15 protein-coding genes and 2 pseudogenes are annotated in these 18,513 nt (G+C 73.1%); 15 read left to right on the forward strand and 2 right to left on the reverse strand.

The genetic code is table 11. From position 1 onward, the window contains the following. Positions 1-3: 3 nt before the first annotated feature. Entirely contained in the window at positions 4-1,566 is a 1,563-nt protein-coding gene (locus tag OG767_RS17805) for an LLM class flavin-dependent oxidoreductase (RefSeq protein ID WP_405089581.1), read from the forward strand. A 55-nt stretch (positions 1,567-1,621) separates the two neighbouring features. Here OG767_RS17805 and htpG read toward each other — a convergent pair whose 3' ends face one another. Then, the gene (gene htpG, locus OG767_RS17810; RefSeq protein WP_405089582.1) at positions 1,622-3,514 is read right to left on the reverse strand and encodes a molecular chaperone HtpG; all 1,893 of its coding nucleotides are present in this window, start codon (positions 3,512-3,514) and stop codon (positions 1,622-1,624) included. A gap of 144 nt (positions 3,515-3,658) precedes the next feature. Between htpG and OG767_RS17815 the strand changes: the two genes are divergently transcribed. From OG767_RS17815 to OG767_RS17825, 3 genes are read left to right on the forward strand one after another with little or no spacing between them, the layout of a single operon-like run. Next, positions 3,659-4,381: a FadR/GntR family transcriptional regulator gene (locus OG767_RS17815; RefSeq protein WP_405089583.1), complete on the forward strand. Its 723-nt coding sequence runs from the start codon at positions 3,659-3,661 to the stop codon at positions 4,379-4,381. After that, positions 4,378-5,205: a sterol desaturase family protein gene (locus OG767_RS17820; RefSeq protein ID WP_405089584.1), complete on the forward strand. Its 828-nt coding sequence runs from the start codon at positions 4,378-4,380 to the stop codon at positions 5,203-5,205. Before OG767_RS17815 ends, OG767_RS17820 begins: the two co-directional genes overlap by 4 nt. Next, a complete protein-coding gene (locus tag OG767_RS17825; protein ID WP_405089585.1) occupies positions 5,202-5,837 on the forward strand; it encodes a lysoplasmalogenase in 636 nt (211 codons plus the stop codon). Before OG767_RS17820 ends, OG767_RS17825 begins: the two co-directional genes overlap by 4 nt. A 47-nt stretch (positions 5,838-5,884) precedes the next feature. Here the strand turns inward: OG767_RS17825 and OG767_RS17830 are convergent, their stop codons facing one another. Then, the gene (locus tag OG767_RS17830) at positions 5,885-6,943 is read right to left on the reverse strand and encodes a PKD domain-containing protein (protein ID WP_405089586.1); all 1,059 of its coding nucleotides are present in this window, start codon (positions 6,941-6,943) and stop codon (positions 5,885-5,887) included. 222 nt (positions 6,944-7,165) lie between these two features. On the opposite strand from OG767_RS17830, the gene smpB reads away from it, so the two are divergent. The 11 genes and pseudogenes from smpB to OG767_RS17885 all read left to right on the forward strand — a co-directional run bounded on the left by smpB (position 7,166) and on the right by OG767_RS17885 (position 18,461). Next, the gene (gene smpB, locus OG767_RS17835) at positions 7,166-7,657 is read left to right on the forward strand and encodes an SsrA-binding protein SmpB (RefSeq protein ID WP_405089587.1); all 492 of its coding nucleotides are present in this window, start codon (positions 7,166-7,168) and stop codon (positions 7,655-7,657) included. Positions 7,658-7,735: 78 nt separating this feature from the next. After that, a complete protein-coding gene (locus tag OG767_RS17840) occupies positions 7,736-8,173 on the forward strand; it encodes a VOC family protein (RefSeq protein WP_405089588.1) in 438 nt (145 codons plus the stop codon). Positions 8,174-8,219: 46 nt separating this feature from the next. Beyond that, positions 8,220-8,795, forward strand: a complete 576-nt coding sequence (locus tag OG767_RS17845) for a helix-turn-helix domain-containing protein (RefSeq protein ID WP_281941542.1) — start codon at positions 8,220-8,222, stop codon at positions 8,793-8,795. Next, positions 8,792-10,099: an MFS transporter gene (locus OG767_RS17850; RefSeq protein WP_405089589.1), complete on the forward strand. Its 1,308-nt coding sequence runs from the start codon at positions 8,792-8,794 to the stop codon at positions 10,097-10,099. The genes OG767_RS17845 and OG767_RS17850 overlap by 4 nt, the downstream gene beginning before the upstream one ends. A gap of 67 nt (positions 10,100-10,166) precedes the next feature. Next, the gene (locus OG767_RS17855) at positions 10,167-10,493 is read left to right on the forward strand and encodes a CU044_2847 family protein (protein WP_405089590.1); all 327 of its coding nucleotides are present in this window, start codon (positions 10,167-10,169) and stop codon (positions 10,491-10,493) included. A gap of 61 nt (positions 10,494-10,554) precedes the next feature. Continuing rightward, positions 10,555-12,336 (forward strand): trypsin-like peptidase domain-containing protein, encoded by a 1,782-nt coding sequence (locus OG767_RS17860; RefSeq protein ID WP_405089591.1) that lies wholly within the window; start codon positions 10,555-10,557, stop codon positions 12,334-12,336. Continuing rightward, positions 12,333-13,286 (forward strand): AAA family ATPase, encoded by a 954-nt coding sequence (locus tag OG767_RS17865; protein WP_405089592.1) that lies wholly within the window; start codon positions 12,333-12,335, stop codon positions 13,284-13,286. The genes OG767_RS17860 and OG767_RS17865 overlap by 4 nt, the downstream gene beginning before the upstream one ends. A gap of 17 nt (positions 13,287-13,303) precedes the next feature. After that, positions 13,304-15,439, forward strand: a pseudogene (locus OG767_RS17870) (SAV_2336 N-terminal domain-related protein); the annotation flags it as partial. Positions 15,440-16,093: 654 nt separating this feature from the next. Continuing rightward, positions 16,094-16,369, forward strand: a pseudogene (locus OG767_RS17875) (DivIVA domain-containing protein); the annotation flags it as partial. Between the two features lie 140 nt (positions 16,370-16,509). Next, complete coding sequence (locus tag OG767_RS17880) at positions 16,510-17,745, forward strand: RICIN domain-containing protein (protein ID WP_405089593.1); 1,236 nt, start codon at positions 16,510-16,512, stop codon at positions 17,743-17,745. 119 nt (positions 17,746-17,864) lie between these two features. Continuing rightward, positions 17,865-18,461, forward strand: coding sequence for a GNAT family N-acetyltransferase (locus OG767_RS17885; protein ID WP_405089594.1), 597 nt, complete (start codon positions 17,865-17,867; stop codon positions 18,459-18,461). Positions 18,462-18,513: the final 52 nt, after the last annotated feature.

An 18,513-nucleotide genomic window follows, 5' to 3' on the forward strand; every position in this document is an offset into this window, starting at 1 on the left:
TGGATGACCGACCACGGACCCGAGCTGGCCTTCGGCAGCTTCCTCACGCCGGCCGCCGGGCAGCCCGAGCAGGTGGTGGCGCTCGCCACGCTCTGCGAGCGGGCCGGGCTGGACCTGGTCACCTTCCAGGACCATCCCTACCTGCCGGCCTTCCTGGACACCTGGACGCTGATGTCGTACGTGGCCGCCGCCACCGACCGGATCCGCCTGGCCGGCAACGTGCTCAACCTGCCGCTGCGCCAACCGGTGGTGCTGGCGCGCAGCGTCGCCAGCCTGGACCTGCTCACCGGCGGCCGGGTCGAACTGGGCCTCGGCGCGGGCGCGTTCTGGGACGGGATCGAGGCGGCCGGCGGGCGGCGGCTCTCCCCCGGCGCGGCGGTCGACGCGCTCGACGAGGCGATCCGGGTCATCCGCGAGGTGTGGGACACCGACCGGCGCGACATGATCCGCCTGCCCGGCGAGCACTACCGGGTGGTCGGGGCGAAACGCGGGCCGGCCCCGGCGCATCCGGTGGGCATCTGGGTGGGCGCGTACAAGCCGCGGATGCTGCGGCTGGTCGGCCGCGCCGCGGACGGCTGGCTGCCGTCGCTGTCGTACCTGCCGAACGGGCCGGACGACCTGCCGGCACTCAACGCGCTTGTCGACGACGGCGCGCGGGCCGCTGGCCGGGACCCGGGCGCGATCCGCCGGATGCTCAACGTGACCGGCACGTTCGCCCGCTCGTCGACCGGCTTCCTCGCCGGCCCGCCGGAGCAGTGGGTGGAGGAGCTGGCCGGGCTCACCCTGGCGCACGGCATCACCACGTTCATCCTCGCCGGTGACGAGCCACGCGCCATCCAACTGTTCGCGCAGGAGGTGGCGCCGGCGGTGCGGGAGCTGGTCGCCGCCGAGCGCACCACGCCCGGCAGCGGCGCCCGGGCCGTCGCCGGGGAGCAGGCCGCGGCCGGCGGTCCGACCGCGCTCGCGGTCACCCCCACCCCCGACCCCGGGGTACGCCTGAGCGCGCGCCGCCCCTGGGACGAGTCGACCCGGCCGGCCGCCCCGCCAGCGCCGGCCGGTCAGGTCTACCCGGCCGGCGGGCAGGCGGCCGGGCAGCACCTGGTGGACGTGCACGACCACCTGCGCCGGGAGCTGGCCCAGGTGCGCGACCTGCTCGACCAGGTCCGGCGCGGCGCGGTCTCGCCCGGTGGGGCGCGGGCCGCGCTGAACGAGATGACCATGCGGCAGAACAACTGGACGCTGGGCGCCTACTGCGCGGCCTACTGCACGGTGGTGACCCAGCACCACGGGCTGGAGGACGCCTCGATCTTCCCGCACCTGCGCCGGGCCGACGCCGGGCTGGCGCCGGTGCTGGACCGCCTGGCGGAGGAACACGTGGTGATCCACGACGTGGTGGAGAGCGTGGACCGGGCGCTGGTGGAACTGATCCGCTCCCCCGGCGACTTCACCGCACTACAGGACGCGGTGGACCTGCTCACCGACACGCTGCTGTCGCACCTGTCGTACGAGGAGCACCAGATCGTCGAGCCGCTGGCCCGCTACGGCTTCTTCCCCGGCCAGCTGTGAAAGGAGGGGCCCCTTGTTAACGCCTGGCGTTAACAAGGGGCCCCTCCTTTCACCTCTAGAGGCCGCGGGCGAGGCGGTCGGCGAGGATCCGGGTGAAGCGCGCCGGGTCGGCGAGGTCGCCCCCCTCGGCCAGCAGCGCCATGCCGTAGAGCAGCTCGGCGGTCTCGGTCAGCGCGGCGGCGTCGCCGCCCTCGCCGTGCGCCTTGCGCAGCCCGGTGACCAGCGGATGGGTCGGGTTCAGCTCCAGGATGCGCTTGACCTGGGGCACCTCCTGGCCCATCGCCCGGTACATCTTCTCCAGCGTCGGCGTCATGTCGTACGCGTCGCCCACCACGCAGGCCGGTGACGTGGTCAGCCGGGTGGACAGGCGTACCTCCTTGACGCTGTCGGCGAGCGCGCCGCCGAGGAAGGTGAGCAGCTCGGCGTACTCCTGCCGTTCCGCCTCGGCCTTCTCCTTCTCCTCCTCGGTCTCCAGGTCGACCTGGCCCTTGGCCACCGAGCGCAGCGTCTTCCCGTCGTACGCGCCGACCCGCTCGACCCACACCTCGTCCACCGGGTCGGTGAGGATCAGCACCTCGTAGCCCTTGGCCCGGAACGCCTCCAGGTGCGGGGAGTTCTCGATGGTGGCCCGGTTGTCGCCGGTGGCGTAGTAGATCTCGGTCTGGCCGTCCTTCATCCGCTCCACGTAGTCGCGCAGCGTGGTCAGCTCGGCCGGGTCGTGGGTGGAGGCGGCGCGGACCAGGTCGAGCAACGCGTCGGTGTTGTCCGCGTCCTCCAGCAGGCCCTCCTTGACCACCGGCCCGAACTCGGTCCAGAACGTGCGGTACGACTCGGCGGGCAGGCCCTTGAGCGTGGCGAGCACCTTCTTGACCAGCCGCCGGCGCACGGCGCTGATCTGCCGGTCCTGCTGGAGGATCTCGCGGGAGATGTTCAGCGACAGGTCGTGCGCGTCCACCACGCCCTTGACGAAGCGCAGGTAGTTCGGGATCAGCGCCTCGCAGTCGTCCATGATGAACACGCGCTTGACGTAGAGCTGCACGCCGCGCCGGCCCTGCGGGGAGAACAGGTCGACCGGGGCGTGCGAGGGCAGGAAGAGCAACGCCTCGTACTCGAAGGTGCCCTCGCCGCGCATGTGGATGGTTTCCAGCGGGTCCGCCCAGTCGTGCGCGACGTGCCGGTAGAACTCCTTGTACTCCGCCTCGTCGACCTCGTCCCGGGACCGCGCCCAGAGCGCCTTCATCGAGTTGAGCGTCTGCTCCTCGCGGGTGGTGTCGCCGTCCTCGCCGGGCTTGTCGACGGTCATCCGGATCGGCCAGGCGATGAAGTCGGAGTAGCGCTTGACGATCTCCCGGATGGTCCGGTCGGCGGCGTAGTCGTGCAGGTTGTCCTCGGCGTCGACCGGCTTGAGGTGCAGCGTGACGGAGGTGCCCTGCGGCGCCTCCTCGACCGCCTCCACCGAGTAGGTGCCCTCGCCGGTGGACTCCCACCGGGTGCCACCGGTCTGCCCGGCGCGGCGGGTCAGCAGCGTCACCCGGTCGGCGACCATGAAGGTGGCGTAGAAGCCGACGCCGAACTGGCCGATCAGCTCCTGCGAGGCGGCGGCGTCCTTCGACTCGCGCAGCTTGCGCAGCATCTCGGCGGTGCCGGACTTGGCGATGGTGCCGATCAGCGCCACCACCTCGTCGCGGGACATGCCGATGCCGTTGTCCCGCACGGTCAGCGTGCGGGCCTCGGCGTCGGTCTCAATCTCGATGTGCAGGTCGGACGTGTCGGCCGACAGCTCCTTGTCGACAAGCGACTCCAGCCGCAGCTTGTCCAGCGCGTCGGACGCGTTCGAGATGAGTTCACGCAGGAAGACGTCCTTGTTCGAGTAGATCGAGTGCACCATCAGCTGCAACAGCTGACGCGCCTCCGCCTGGAACTCCAACGTCTCGACCCGGTCGCTCACACCGACTCCCTTCACCGTGGCGGTCCTACCGCGGAAAGGATACGAGGCGTGACCGCGACGGTACCCACCGGCCGGGCCGGCCCGGGAAATCAAACTGGTCCAACCAGTTGACGGGTTGATGTGTCCGGGGCCACACTGCTGGCCATGGCCTTCACCCCCGCGCCGCGCGCCTCGGTCTCCGACCACGTCTTCGGCCAGCTCCGCGACGCCATCGTGTCCGGGCGCCACCGGCCCGACGAGACGCTGCCCGGCGAGCGGGAGCTGGCCGCCGCGTTCGCGGTGAACCGGCACGCGGTGCGGGAGGCGCTGCGCCGACTGCAACAGCTCGGTCTGGTCCGGGTCAGCCAGGGCGGCGCGACCCGGGTGCTCGACTGGCGGGTGCACGCCGGGCTCGACCTGGCGCTGTCGCTGGCCCGCTCCGGCGACGTACTCCCGGTCGAGACGCTGGTGCGCGACATGCTGGAGATGCGGGCCTGCGTCGGCGTCGACGCGGCCCGGCTCTGCGCCGAACGCGGCGACGAGGCGGTGGTCGCCGCGCTGGTCCGGGCCGCCGAGGAGTACGGCGCGCTCGCGCCGGACCTGGACCGGATGGCCGAGGCGAACATCCGCATCTGGCGGCTGGTGGTGCGGGGCAGCGGCAACACCGCCTACCAGTTGGCCTTCAACAGCCTGGTCGCCGGCACGTTCGCGGTCGGTGACGTCCCCCCGGACGCCCGCGCCGCCGAGCTGCTCGACGTCGCCGGGCACCGCCGGCTCGCCGCGGCGGTCGCGTCCGGCCGGGGCGAGGCGGCGGCCCGGCAGGCCCGGGCGCTGCTGACCGCCCCGGTCACCCCCACCCCCACCCCCGGAAGGGAAGCGCGCGCATGATCCCCGCCGTGCTGTACGCCGTCCCGGCGTTCCTGCTGCTGATCGTGATCGAGGCGGTCTCCTACCGCTTCCTGCCCGACGACGAGGAACGCGGCTACGAGCTGCGCGACACCACCACCAGCCTGTCGATGGGGCTGGGCAGCCAACTCATCGGCTTCCCGTGGAAGCTGCTCACGGTCGGCCTCTACGCCGCGCTGTGGACGGTCGCGCCGGTGCACCTCTCCCTCGGCGACTGGTGGACCTGGGCGATCGTCTTCTTCGCCGACGACCTGGCCTACTACTGGTTCCACCGGTCCCACCACGAGGTGCGGGTGCTCTGGGCCAGCCACGTGGTCCACCACTCCAGCGTCCACTACAACTTCTCCACCGCGCTGCGGCAGAGCTGGACGCCGATGACCTCGCTGCCGTTCTGGCTGCCGCTGGCGCTGCTCGGCATCCCGCCCTGGATGATCTTCCTCCAGCAGTCGATCAGCCTGCTCTACCAGTTCTTCCTGCACACCGAGCGGGTCGGCCGGCTGCCCCGGCCGATCGAGTGGGTGTTCAACACCCCGTCGCACCACCGGGTGCACCACGGCTCGAACACCGAGTACCTGGACCGCAACTACGGCGGCATCCTGATCGTGTGGGACCGGCTGTTCGGCAGCTTCGCGCCGGAGCGGGCCGCGGTGCGCTACGGGCTGACGAAGAACATCGGCACCTACAACCCGCTGCGGGTGGCGACGCACGAGTTCGCCGCGATCTGGTCCGACGTCCGCCGGGCCACCTGCTGGCGGCACCGGCTCGGCTACCTGCTCGGCCGTCCCGGCTGGCAGCCGGCCCGATGAGGCGTTCCTGGCTGATCCTGTTCGCGCTCGTCGCCGCCGTCGAGCTGGTCGGGGTGGCGCTCGACTCGACGGTGCTCCAGTGGCTGGCCAAGCCGCTGCTGGCGCCGGTGCTGCTGGCGTACCTCTGGCGGTGCCGGGGCCGGTGGGACGCGGTGGCGACCGGTCTGGTCGCCGCCACCGCCGGGGACGTGGCGCTGCTCGTGCCCGGACCGGCCGCGTTCCTGGCCGGCATGGGGTTCTTCCTGGTCGCGCAGCTCGCGTTCCTGACCGGCTTCCGGCGTCACGGCCGACCGCCGGCGCCGGCGTGGGCCGGCTACCTGCTCGCCTGGGCGGCCGGGAACGCGCTGCTGTGGGGCACGCTGGGGCCGCTGCGGCTGCCGGTGCTCGGCTACAGCCTGGCGCTGTGCCTGATGGCCGCCGCCGCGACCGGGGTGTCCGCGCGGGTCGCGGCCGGCGGCGCGTTCTTCCTCGTCTCCGACCTGCTCATCGGCGTGGGCGCGGCCGGCACCGAGCTGCCCGGCGCGGGCCTGCTGGTGATGGGCACCTACTGCGCCGCGCTGCTGCTGATCACCACCGGTTGGGTGGCCGCCCGCGCCGACGCCGCCCGTGAGCCGGAGGTGGTGCCCGCCTGACCGAGGTGGGTGGCGGTGTGCGGGAGTCGCCCACCGCCACCCGCGCGTCAGCGGACCCGGACCGGGGCGGAGAGCAGTTCGTTGTCCGCCGGGAGCGCGTCGCGGTGGTCCCGCACCGCGGCCACCGCACGGAAGGTGACCTTGCCGGCCGCCGCGTCCTGCGGCGTCACGGTGTACGCGAACGAGAACGACGTGCTCCCGCTCCGCGCCGGCACCGGGCGGGTGTCGACGCCCACCTCCTCGTACCCGAACGGGCCGCTGCGGTGGAGCCGGACCTCGACGTTCTCGTCGTAACGGGTGTTCCGCACGTCGACGGTGACGCCGACGCGCTGCCCGGCGCGGGCGGTCGAGGGGGTGTTCAGCTTGACGACCGCCACGTCGTGGGTCCGGACCACCGACGTGTGGGTGGCCGAGGCGGTGCGCCCGTCGACCGTGCGCGCGGTCAACCGCACCTGGTGGTCGCCGTCGCCGGTGAAGCGGTGGCGGGGGTACTGCTCGGTCGAGGTGGTGCCGTCGCCGAAGTCCCAGCGCAGCGAACCCAGGTCGATGCCCAGGCCGGCCGGGTCGGACAGGCGGGGCCAGAACGCCACCTCGTCGAAGACGCTCCACTCCACCTCGGCCACGTCGAAGTCGACCTCCGGCGCCGGCGCCACGTCCAGCCGGAACGTGGTCTGCTCGACGTAGTTGGCGCCGACCCGGAACAGGTACGTGGTGCCGGCCCGCGCGGGGAACGTCACCGGCGTCCCCGCGTAGGTGGACCGGCAGGAGACCTCCGTGAGGACGTCGAGGGCGTCGCCCGTGTAGACCGCGACTCCGAGGTGGTCCGGCCCGGCGCCGGCGGTCACCAGCCGGTCCACGGTCGGGGTGTACGAATACCAGACCGTCCGGTCGGTCTCGAAGCAGGACGACGGCTCGCCCTCCTGCACGGTGGCGGCGCTGAGGTCCTGGACGTCCACGAACGGCAGCGCGCCGACCGACGACGCGCCGGCCAGGTTGTCGTTGACCGGCGGATCGACGGCGGCGGACCCCGGCGTGGCACCCGCCGCCAGTAGTGCGATCACGCCCGGCATCGCGACGGCGAGTCGGGCGAGTTGACGGTTGAACACTTCTCCTCCTAGGGCCCCGTGTCCCTTGTGGATGTGACCGGGCCACGGTAGGCGGCCGTGTCCTAACGCCGGGCTAACGGAGGCTTCGCCTCCGGTTAAGCCCAGCGCTCCCCCGCGCTGATGCACGGAAAGTGCGGCCATGGCGGGTGGAGTGGCCGCACTTTCCGTGAAATAGGCCCGGCGGGGGCGGGTGGGGTGGTGGGGGTGGGTATCGTGCGGGGCGTGGCCAGGGAGAACGGGCGCAAGGCGATCGCCTCGAACAAGAAGGCGCGGCACGACTACGACATCCTCAAGACCTACGAGGCGGGCATCGTGCTGGCCGGCACCGAGGTGAAGTCGCTGCGCGAGGGGCGGGTGTCGCTCGTCGACGCGTTCGCCCAGGAGCGCGACGGCGAGCTCTGGCTCTACGGGCTGCACATCGCCGAGTACGGCTTCGGCACCTGGACGAACCACGCGCCCCAGCGCACCCGCAAGTTGCTGCTGCACCGGGTGGAGATCGCCCGGATCCTGGAGAAGTTGCGCGACGGCGGGGTCACGCTGGTGCCGCTGTCGATGTATTTCGCCGACGGCTGGGCCAAGGTCGAGCTGGGCCTGGCCCGGGGGCGCCGGTCGTACGACAAGCGTCAGGCGCTCGCCGAGCGGGACGCCAAGCGGGAGATCGCCCGGGAGATGGGGCGTCGGCTCAAGGGCCGGGCGGCGACGCGCCGGACATGACGTTCCCGCGGGTCGCGGTCAGTTCCTGGCCGCTACGTCGGGAAGGCTGGCCGGGACCCGACCAGAAGGAGAGCCGCGATGGGCCTCGACGTGCAATTCACCTTCGACTGCGCCGACCCGGCCGCACTGGCCGCGTTCTGGGCCGAGGCGCTCGATTACCGGGTGCAGGGACCGCCGGACGGCTTCGACTCGTGGGAGCAGGCGCTGACCGCGTTCGGCGTGCCGCCGGAGCGGCACGGCGACGCCTCGGCCGTGGTCGACCCCGAGGGCACCGGGCCACGGCTGTTCTTTCAGCGGGTGCCGGAGCCGAAACGGGGCAAGAACCGGGTGCACCTGGACGTGCGGGCCGCACCCGGGCTGACCGGGGCGGCCCGGATGGCGGCGCTGGAGGCGGCGGCCGACCGGCTGGTGGCGCTCGGGGCGACCCGGGTGGCCCGTCACGAGCCCGCTCCGCCGCTGGGCGCCGGGCACCTGGTGCTGGCCGATCCGGAGGGCAACGAGTTCTGCCTCGACTAAGACAAGACATCTTGTACTTCATCTCTTGTCGGTCTAGCGTGGCGGCATGGCGGACCGGCCGAACCACGTGCACCTGACCGACCCACGGGCCATGCGGGCGCTGGCCCACCCCACCCGGCTGCGGCTGCTGGGCGAGCTGCGCCTGCGTGGCCCGCAGACCGTGGGCATGTTGAGCGAGCGCACCGGCGAGGCGGTCGGCTCGGTCAGCTACCACGTCGGCAAGCTGGCCGAGCACGGCTTCGTGACCGAGGCCCCCGACCTGGCCCGCGACCGCCGCGAACGGTGGTGGCGGGCGGCGCACGCCACCACCGACTGGGACCCGGTGGAGCTGCTCGACGACCCGGAACGCCGGCTCGCCGGCGACCTGCTGCGCCGCGCCGCCATGGAGCGGTACGTGGCCCGCTACCAGGCGTACCTGGAGTCGGAGGCGAGCCTCGACCTGGCCTGGGTGCGCGGCACCACCAGCAGCGACACCGTGCTGCACCTGACCCCCGACGAGCTGGGCGAGCTGCGCGACGAGCTGTCCGAGCTGGGCCGACGCTGGCAGGCGCGCGGCGCGTCCGGCCGGCCGGGCGCGGAGATGGTCACCCTGATCTGGCAGGCCTACCGGGGGCCGCAGTGACCCGGGACCGCCGGCCGCTGGCCGGGCTGCTGATCGGGCACGCCGTCTCGCTGACCGGCAACGTGCTGACGCTCATCGCGCTGCCGCTCTACGTGCTGGCCGAGACCGGCTCGCCGGCGGCCACCGGGCTGGCCGGCGCGTTCGCCACCGCACCGGTGGTGCTCGGCGGCGCGTTCGGCGGCGTGCTGGTCGACCGGATCGGCTTCCGCCGGTCCAGCGTGCTGGCCGACGTGGTCTCCGGCGTGACGGTCGCCGCCGTGCCGCTGCTGCACGCCACCGTCGGCCTGCCGTTCCCGGCGCTGCTGGCGCTGGTCTTCGTCAGCGGGCTGCTGGACACACCGGGCCAGACCGCCCGCACCGCGTTGCTGCCGGAGGCGGCGACCGCGGCCGGGGTGCCGATCGAGCGGGCGATCGGCTGGCACGAGGCGACGTCGCGGGGCGCGCGCATGATCGGCGCGCCGGTGGCCGGTCTGCTGGTCGGCGTGCTGGGCGCGCTGCCGGTGCTGGCCGTGGACGCGGCCACGTTCGCCGTCTCGGCGCTGGTCGTGACGCTGCTGGTGCCGCGCGGCCTGCGCCCGTCCACCGAGGAGGCCGAGCCGGAGGCCGGCGGCTACTGGCGGCAGTTCGCCGCCGGGCTGCGCTTCCTGGCCCGGGAGCCGCTGCTGCGCGCCATGGTGCTGCTGGTGCTGGTCACGAACCTGTTCGACGCGGCCAAGAGCAACGTGCTGCTGCCGGTGGTGGCCGACCGCGAGCTGGGCGGGCCGGCCGCGTTCGGCCTGCTGGTCGGCGTCATGGGCGGCGGCGCGCTGATCGGCTCGTTGGTGTTCAGCGCGATCGGGCACCGGCTGCCCCGCCGGGCCACGTTCGTCACCGCGTACGCGGTCTGCGGCGCGCCGCCGCTGTGGGCGCTCGCCGCCGCGCCGCCGTTGCCGGTGGTGGTCGCGGTCGTCGCGGTGGCCGGGCTGGCCGCCGGCGCGCTCAACCCGCTGATGGGCGCGGTGGAGCTGGAGCGGGTGCCGGCGGCCATGCGGGCCCGGGTGTACGGGGTGATCGGCGCCGGCGCCTGGGCGGCGATGCCGTTGGGCGCGTTGGGCGCCGGGCTGGCCGCCGACCGGTTCGGCACCACGCCCACGCTGCTCACCATCGGCGCCTGCTACCTGCTGGTGGTGCTGACCCCGCTGCTCGGCGGCCCGTGGCGCGAGATGCGCCGCCCGGCCGTGGCGGCGCCGCGGCCGGCCGCGCCCCCGACCATCGGGAAAGACGCTCGCGGTCAACGGGAACAGTCAGAAGTCAGACAAACGTGAGACCGTCACATTGTCGCCTCTCGCTAATATCCTTCACCCTTCAATTCGTCAGGCGAAGGGGCGAAGCGTGCGGGAAATTGTCCAGGTCGAGCTACCCGACGGTCAGGTCGCGTGGGCGGCGATCGAGACCAACGGGGTCAGCGACGTCGGCTTCGGCGCGCGGCTGCTGCCGCTGACCGGGTTGTCGGAGACCCTCACCGCGGTGGCCACCAACGTCCGCAACGGGGTGCGGGCCGCACGACCGGACAACGTCTCGGTGGAGCTCGGTCTCGACCTGGAGGTCGGCGCCCAGGGCCTGGTTGCCGCGATCGCCGGATCGGCCGTCAAGGCGGCGCTGAAGGTCACGCTCACCTGGACGGCCCCCGCGACGGTTCCGGATGCCGCCGCCGACTGAGCCCGCACCGGTGTCGAACGCGGTGACGGCCTGGGCCGAAGGCCATCTCACCGAATGTCTCGTGCAGGTCGACGGACGTCTTCCGGGCAGCGGCTTCTTCGTCGCCCCCGGCACGGTGCTCACCTGCGCCCACGTCGCCGGCCCCACCGCGACCCGGGTCACCGTGCGGTGGCGGGGTCTTCCCCACGCCGGCACGGTGCGGGCGGCCTCCGCGGCGCCGACCGGCGCGGCACTGTGGCCGTGGCCGGACCTCGCCGTCATCCACCTCGACAGCCTGACCGAACACCCGTGCGTCTGGCTCACCACCCGGATGCCGAGCCTGGGGCGTCCCTGTTTCGGCGCCGGCTACTCGAGCACCCTGGCGCCGTCGCTGAAGCCCGCCGTCGGGTTGCTGCATCTCACCGGGCGGCACGCGTTCCCGCCCGGCACGCTGCTGAAGATCTCGCACGAGGACGTCACCCAGGGAATGTCGGGTGGGCCTGTCCTCGACCCGGACAGCGGAGGCGTCTGGGGAGTCATCAAGGCCAAGCGGGAGCAGGGAGGCGGCTTCGTCGTCCCCCTGGTCGGCCTGCGCGACCTGGACCCGGCCATCCACCGGCAGCTGTGGCGGGCCCACGACCTGCACCACCACCGTCATCCCGACAACGAGCACCGCCCGATGTTCGACGCCGAGCGTTCCGTCACGTACGTCACGCCGAGGGAGGAGCGGGAACTGCGGGGCATCCTCGCCACGCTGCCCGAGATCCGGGGCGAGGAACACCGGACGGACTACGCACGGTCGGCCGGGCCGCTGGCCCGACCGCCGTCCGCACCGCAGCACGACTACGGCGACGTCGCCGCAGATCTGATGGGCCTCGTGGCACCGCCCGCCGGCGAACCGCCGCAGGTGCTGACCTACGCCGCTGACCTGGCCCGGCGGCACACCGACCGACCCGAGCTGCGCGACTGGGTGTTGTACCGCACCGGGCGCCTCGGCGTCATCCCGCCGATCGTGGACCGGCTGACCGAGTCATCCGTCACCGACCCGGTCTCGGTCATGGTGCGGCTGCGTCCGGCGGGCAACAACCACCGGCGCTACCACGTGACCATGTGGCGCTACGTGGACGCCGACCACGTCGTGCCGGTCATCGACGATCTCGAAGCCGTGCCGTGGCCGGACGCCAGGCAGCGGGTGCAGGACACGCTCGTCGAACAGATCCGGCACCTGGCCGCCCACGAGCGGGACATCATGGTCGAGTTCATCCTGCCGCAGGAACTCCTCAACGAGCCGGTGCACTCCTGGGCCCTGTGGCGGTCGCGCCGGTGGGAGACGCTGGGCAGCAAGTACGCCGTCGTGGTCCGCGACCTCGAACGGCTGGAGGATGCCGAGAGCCTGGCCTTCCTCAAGCGGCGGTGGAACACGACAGCCCGGCAGTTCCTCCGCTCCGGCCTGGCCTCGATCTCCTGTGGAGATCGGCGTGGCCACGAGGCGATGTGGGGCTGGGTCGGCAGCCAGCCGCACCTGTCCGCCGTCGCGCTCCCCGGCCCGCCCGACGCCGCCCCGTCGCGAGTCGTGTTGGAGGTGGCGCTTCCGGCAGGTGTGCCGGCCCTGACCTGGTGCGGCACGCGCTGCCAGGAGTGCGCCGACGACGCCTGCCCGGTGCGGCTGTTCCAGGACGGGCTCCGGGGCTGGCTGGCGGACACCCGCCACGACGGGCTTCCCCAGCGGATCCTCGAACTGCGGCGGCGGGCCGCGGCGGCCGACGAACACTGGGGACGAGATCTGGTGCTGCTCTGGGACGATCCGAGGCGGCGTCCGCCCCGGCAACAGATGCTGCCGCCCGACGAAGCGGAGGTCGCGTGAACACCTGGTGGGTCTTCCGGGGAAGCGGCGAGCCGCACGACGGCATCGACCGGCTGCCACCCCCGCCCCCGTGGCGGACCTTCGACGGCACGCAGAATCGCACGCAGCGTCCCGAGCAGGCCCGGACGTACCAGACCGACGAGGAGACGTTGAACCTCGTCAACACCGCGATATACCTGCGTCGTCCGCTGCTGGTGACCGGGCAGCCGGGCGTGGGCAAGTCGACCCTGGCGTACGCGATCGCGCACGAGTTGGGGCTGGGGCCGGTCCTGCGCTGGCCGATCACCAGTCGGACGACGGTCCGCGACGGCCTGTACCACTACGACGCGATCGGCCGCATCGAGGAGCACAACCTGCGCGGCGCCGAGCAGGATGCACCGGACGTCGGGCGGTTCCTGCGACTCGGCCCGCTCGGTACCGCCCTGACGCCGAGCGAGCGGGAACGGGTGCTGCTCGTCGACGAGATCGACAAGAGCGACATCGACCTGCCCAACGACCTGTTGAACGCGTTCGAGGAGGGTGAGTACGAGATACCGGAGCTGTCCCGGCTCGCCGAGGCCGTCCCGCAGGTGACGATCGGCACCTCAGACGGCCGCCGCGTCACGGTGGAGAACGGTTACGTCCGCTGCACGACGTTTCCCATCGTGGTCCTGACGAGCAACGGCGAACGGGACTTCCCACCGGCTTTCCTGCGGCGCTGCGTCCGGATGGAGCTGCGACCGCCGGCCGAGGACCGGTTGGACGACATCGTCCGGGCCCATCTCGGCGCCGACCTGGACGACCGCGCGCGGCGACTGGTCCGCGCCTTCCTCGACCGGCGGGAGCACGGCGAGCTCGCCACCGATCAACTCCTCAACGCCGTCTACCTGACTCGGCACGTGCCCGGCGACCAACTGGATCCGGACCGGCTGGCGAACCTCGTCCTGCAGTATCTGGCCGAGCTGTCCTAGTCGTGTCCGTCGCACGGGTGTCGCGGGTCTTCGCCCGGGCCGGCCTGGACCTGGACGCCCGCGGTCTCGCGGACGCCCTGTGGCTGGCGCAGCACCTGCCGTCCGGGCCCGCGGCGGCGTCCCCGGACGACCATGGTGACCGGGCCGCGCCCGTCGACGAGGGCACCGGGCCTCCGGAACGGACCGGGTCGGGCGAGCCGGCGGAGGCGCCGTCGCCGACGGACCCGCGGTTCGACCCCGGCCCACCGGAGCCGGCCGAGGCCCCCGACCCGGTCGCTCGGGTACGCCCGCCCGATCCCGTGGCGGAGGACCTGCTGCCGCTGCACCTGCGTCCTCAACAGTCCCACCACCGGCCTCCGGCGAGCCCGGCGGTGCCGCTGCTGGCGCACGCCGCACCGGCGATTCCGGACACGCTGCGTCTGATGCGGTCGCTGCGTCCGCTGAAGCGGACTGTCGACTCCCGACACCGGATGGTCCTCGACGAGGAGGCAACGGCACGCCGGATCGCCGAGCGGAGGATCTGGCTGCCGGTGTTGCGGCCGGCTCGGGAGCCGTGGCTGGACCTGGTGCTCGTCGCGGACCTGGGAGCGGGCGGGCAACTCTGGGGGCGACTCGCCATGGAGCTGTCCGGCGTGTTCCGGCGGCTCGGCGCGTTCCGGGACGTGCGGTTGTGCCACCTGCACGTGGACGCGGACGGCAGGCCGTGGGTGACCACGTCCCGGCGGGGCGCCGGTGGTACCCCGCGACGTCCGTCGGAGCTGATCGACCCGACGGGCCGCCGGCTCATCCTGCTGCTGACCGACGGCGTCGGCGAGGCATGGCGTGGCGGCGGTCTCGGCGAGGTGATCCGCCGTTGGGGCCGCTCCGGTCCGGTTGCCGTCCTGCAACCGCTCCCCGCCCACCTGTGGGAACGGACGGCACTGCGTCCGGTGCCCGGGCGGTTGGACACCCCGTCGCCGGGCGCGCCCAACAACCGGCTGTCCTTCGTCAGTTATCGACGTCGCCATCACGTCGCCGAGCCACCGGTGCCGGTGTTGGAGGTCGACGCCGGATGGCTGGCCCCCTGGGCCCGGCTGACCAGCGGCAGTGCCCAGGGCGGAGTCGACGCGTCGGTCCTCTTCCCCGGCGACACCGCACGCGGCACTCCGGAAACCCGCCGGGAGCCCCGGGAACCCTTCGAGCGGGTCCGGGCGTTCCGGGCCGGAGCCACGCCGGAGGCGTACGAGTTGGTCACCTACCTGTCCGCGGCGCCGCTGAGTCTGGCGTTGATGCGGACCGTGCAGGCGACGATGATGCCCCGTTCCTCACCAGCACACCTGGCGGAGATCCTGTTCAGCGGTCTGGTGGTCAGCGTCACCGACGGGTCGGCGGCCGACGACCGCTACGAGTTCGTCGACGGCGTCCGCGACATCCTGCTCGCCACCTTGCAGCGACACGAGGCGGACCGGGTCGACCGGGAGGTGTCCGCCTTCATCGAGCGCCGGCTGCGGCTGCCGGGCGCCGGCCTGGCCGCCGCGGTGCCCACCCCGTCCGGCGCGCTGGATCTGCCGGCGGACAGCCGTGCGTTCGCGAGGCTCCGGGCCGAGATCCTCGCCCGGGTGGCGGGCGTCTCCACGCCGGCGGAGCCAGACGCTCCCGCGGACGCCGTCGTCGCGCCCGGCATCCCCGACGAGCTCGTGGTCGGCGAGGTGACGGACGCCGACGGTCAGGGCGTGGGCAGCGGCTTCCTGGTGGGTCCGCGGTACCTGGCGACCTGCGCCCACGTGGTCAACAGCGCGCTCGGCCGGAATCCGGTCGCCTCCTCGTGGCCGGACGGGCGGGTGTCGGTGCGCATCGGTGGTCGGCACGGGGGACCCGTCTACACCACTGTCGTCGCGGCGTGGCCCCCGCACCAGTCCACGTTCGACCAGCTCGACGTGGCGATCCTCCGCATCGAGGGGGACCCGCCCGCGTACGCGCCGATCTCGGTCGCGCGCGGGGCGCCGAGGGCCGGCGAGGCGGTTCTCGTCCTGCCCCACACGTCCCGGCGACCGGCCCGGGTCGTGTCGGTCGCGTCGGGCGGGTGGGCGTACCTGGACTTGACGGAGGACGATCCGGGGCCGGTCCGGTACGCGATGACCGGCGCGCCCGTGTGGCGACCCGCCACCGGAGAGGTCGTCGGCATGGTGAACGGCCGGTCGGCGCTTCGGGGACCCGGGGACGAGATCGCCGTGCTACCGGCCGAGGTCGTGCGGCAGGTCATGGACGACTACCTCAGTCTGCTCGGGTCGGCGCCGACCGCCGGGGCCGGGCCGTCGGACGGCCCGAGGGGGGGACGGCACGCGCGGCACACCGAGGAGACGCCCCCCGCGTCCGCGCTCGGCGCAGAGGAGACGCCGCTCTCCGCGCCGGACGAGGAGACCATGCCGGGCGCGGAGGAAACGCAGTTCATTCCGCTCAACGACGTGGAGGCGCAACTGTGGGCGGCGACGCGGTCGTCCGCCGACGCGGCGATGCGGATCCTGTTGACCGCGAAGGTCTGGTTGCCGGACAGCCCGCTCCTGCCCCGCCACCCGGGTCCGGTCGACGCCCTGCACAGCTATCTGGCGGGCAGGACCGGTCACATCGAGCTGACCACCGCGCCGCAGCGGTTCATCGGACGGCCGTCCGGCCCCTGGTCCTTCCACGACGTGGCCTCCGGGTGGCCGGCCGCCGCCGCGATGGTGGTGAACCCGGGGACGCCCATCCGCGTGGAGTTGACCGCCGACGAGGTGCGGATCCTGGTGCGCCCCCGCGCCCAGCGCACCGTCGATCCGGCCGCCGAGGGCATCCGGAGCGCGACGGGCCAGGGGTCGACGCTCCGGGGGCAACGCTTCGCGCGCCGACTCCTTCGCCGTGGCTACGACACCAAGCAGGTCGACGCGTTCGCCGAGCGCATCGAGGCGACGCTCGCCCACCACCAACACGGCACGATGCCCAGCCTGAGCCCGGTGACCGCCCGGGAGGTGCACGACGTCGTCTTCCAGGTGCGTTTCAACGGATACGACGAGTGGCAGGTCGACCTCTGGCTGGACCGGATGGAGCGGGCGATCGACGACGCCGAACGGTAGTCTCCCCCGCTTCCTGTTGACAGCGGGCGACTTCGTTCATACCTTCATCGAAGACTATCTTTATAGTTTGTTTACCGTTCGGCGGGGCCGGCCGCCCGGACACCGAACGCCCCCACCACCGCAGGAGGCACCCCGTGCGCAGCATCCGTACCGCCGCCGCTCTGGCGATGGCGGCGGTCGGCCTCACGGCCGCCCTCACCACCGTCCCGACCACCCCGGCGATGGCCGCCCCCGGCGCGGTCACCTGGTCCGACGACTTCACCGGCCCGGCCGGCGCCGCCCCCGACGCGAGCAAGTGGCGTTACGACATCGGCGGCGGCGGTTGGGGCAACAACGAGTTGCAGTACTACACCAACAGCACCCGCAACGCCGCGCTCGACGGCAACGGCAACCTGGTCATCACCGCCCGCAAGGAGAACCCGGCCGGCTACGGCTGCTGGTACGGAAGCTGCCAGTACACCTCGGCCCGGCTACTCACCAACGGTACGTTCACCCAGGCGTACGGCCGGTTCGAGGCGCGCATCAAGATCCCGCGCGGGCAGGGACTGTGGCCGGCGTTCTGGATGCTCGGCAACGACATCGGCAGCAACCCGTGGCCCAACAGCGGCGAGATCGACATCATGGAGAACGTCGGCTACGCCCCGTCCACGGTGTGGGGCACGCTGCACGGCCCGGGCTACTCCGGCGCCAACGGCATCGGCGCGTCCACGTCGCTGCCGAACGGCCAGGCGCTCGCCGACGCGTTCCACACCTTTGCCGTCGACTGGGCCCCCGACTCGATCACCTGGTATCTCGACGGCGTGGCCTACTCGCGCAAGACGCCGGCCGACGCGGGCGGCAACCGCTGGGTCTTCGACCACCCGTTCTTCATGATCATGAACGTGGCGGTCGGCGGCAACTGGCCCGGCTCGCCGGACGGCTCCACCACGTTCCCGCAGACCATGACCGTCGACTACGTCCGCGTGCAGGCCTGGGACACCGGCGGCGGGGGCACCGGCGGGCCGATCGTCGGGTACGGCAACAAGTGCGTCGACGTGGCGAGCGCGAGCACCGCCAACGGCACCGCCGTGCAGCTCTGGACCTGCAACGGCACCGCCGCCCAGCGCTGGACCTGGAGCGCCGACGGCTCGGTGCGCGCGCTCGGCAAGTGCCTCGACGTGGCGTCCGGGTCCACCGCCAACGGCGCCAAGGTGCAGCTCTACGACTGCAACGGCAGCGGCGCGCAGAAATGGGTGTTCAGCGCCGCCGGTGACATCGTCAACCCGCAGGCCAACAAGTGCCTGGACGCCACCGGCAACAGCTCGGCCGACGGCACGCGGTTGCAGATCTGGGAGTGCGGCGGCACCGCCAACCAGAAGTGGCGGCGCTGACCGGCCGGTGAGCCGGGGCGGGCGGCGCCCACCGCCCGCCCCACCGCCCGCCCCGGCGCCCGCCCCACCGGTACGATGACGCGGCGCCATCCCCACCCCTCTCCCGAGACGGCGACGCCATGAGCGGGTTCACCACCGGAACCGTCCCCACCGCCCGGCTGCTCCTGCTGCCGCTGGCCGTCGCGCACGCCGAGGAGATGGCCGCCGTGCTCGCCGACCCGGCGCTGCACGCCTTCATCGGCGGCAGCCCCGCCGACCCGGTGGCGCTGCGCGCCCGCTACCAGCGGTTGGTCGCCGGCTCCCCCGACCCGGGCGAGTCGTGGTGCAACTGGGTCATCCAGCTCCGCGACGACGGCCCGCTGACCGGGTTCGTCCAGGCCACCGTCACCGCACCCGTGGGGCCGCCCCGGCACGCGGCCACGGCGGGCGCCCGGGCGGTCGGGCACCGGCACCGCGACGACACGGAGCCGGTCCACGCCGGGCCGGTCGCGGAGATCGCCTGGGTGGTGGGCACGCCCTGGCAGGGGCGCGGGATCGCCACCGAGGCCGCCCGGGGAATGGCCGGCTGGCTCGGGCGACGCGGTGTGCGTACCCTCGTGGCCCACATCCATCCCGACCACCGCGCGTCGGCGGCGGTGGCCACCGCCTGCGGCCTGGCCCCGACGGACGTGTGGCACGACGGCGAGGTCCGCTGGACGGGCCCGGCCCCCGCCTGAGTCGACCGAGGAGTTCGCGTCGGAGCCGGCGCGGAACCGGGACGCGAACTCC

It is taken from the genome of Micromonospora sp. NBC_01392 (genome assembly GCF_045040125.1).
In the GTDB taxonomy this organism is placed as follows: Bacteria; Actinomycetota; Actinomycetes; order Mycobacteriales; family Micromonosporaceae; genus Micromonospora.

What these genes read in the sequence shown, in the direction of transcription:
- OG767_RS17845 (WP_281941542.1), top strand. Translation starts at nt 8,220, where the DNA reads ATGGCGGACCGGCCGAACCACGTGCACCTGACCGACCCACGGGCCATG.
- OG767_RS17825 (WP_405089585.1), top strand. Translation starts at nt 5,202, where the DNA reads ATGAGGCGTTCCTGGCTGATCCTGTTCGCGCTCGTCGCCGCCGTCGAG.
- OG767_RS17815 (WP_405089583.1), top strand. Translation starts at nt 3,659, where the DNA reads ATGGCCTTCACCCCCGCGCCGCGCGCCTCGGTCTCCGACCACGTCTTC.
- OG767_RS17805 (WP_405089581.1), top strand. Translation starts at nt 4, where the DNA reads ATGACCGACCACGGACCCGAGCTGGCCTTCGGCAGCTTCCTCACGCCG.
- OG767_RS17885 (WP_405089594.1), top strand. Translation starts at nt 17,865, where the DNA reads ATGAGCGGGTTCACCACCGGAACCGTCCCCACCGCCCGGCTGCTCCTG.
- OG767_RS17820 (WP_405089584.1), top strand. Translation starts at nt 4,378, where the DNA reads ATGATCCCCGCCGTGCTGTACGCCGTCCCGGCGTTCCTGCTGCTGATC.
- OG767_RS17840 (WP_405089588.1), top strand. Translation starts at nt 7,736, where the DNA reads ATGGGCCTCGACGTGCAATTCACCTTCGACTGCGCCGACCCGGCCGCA.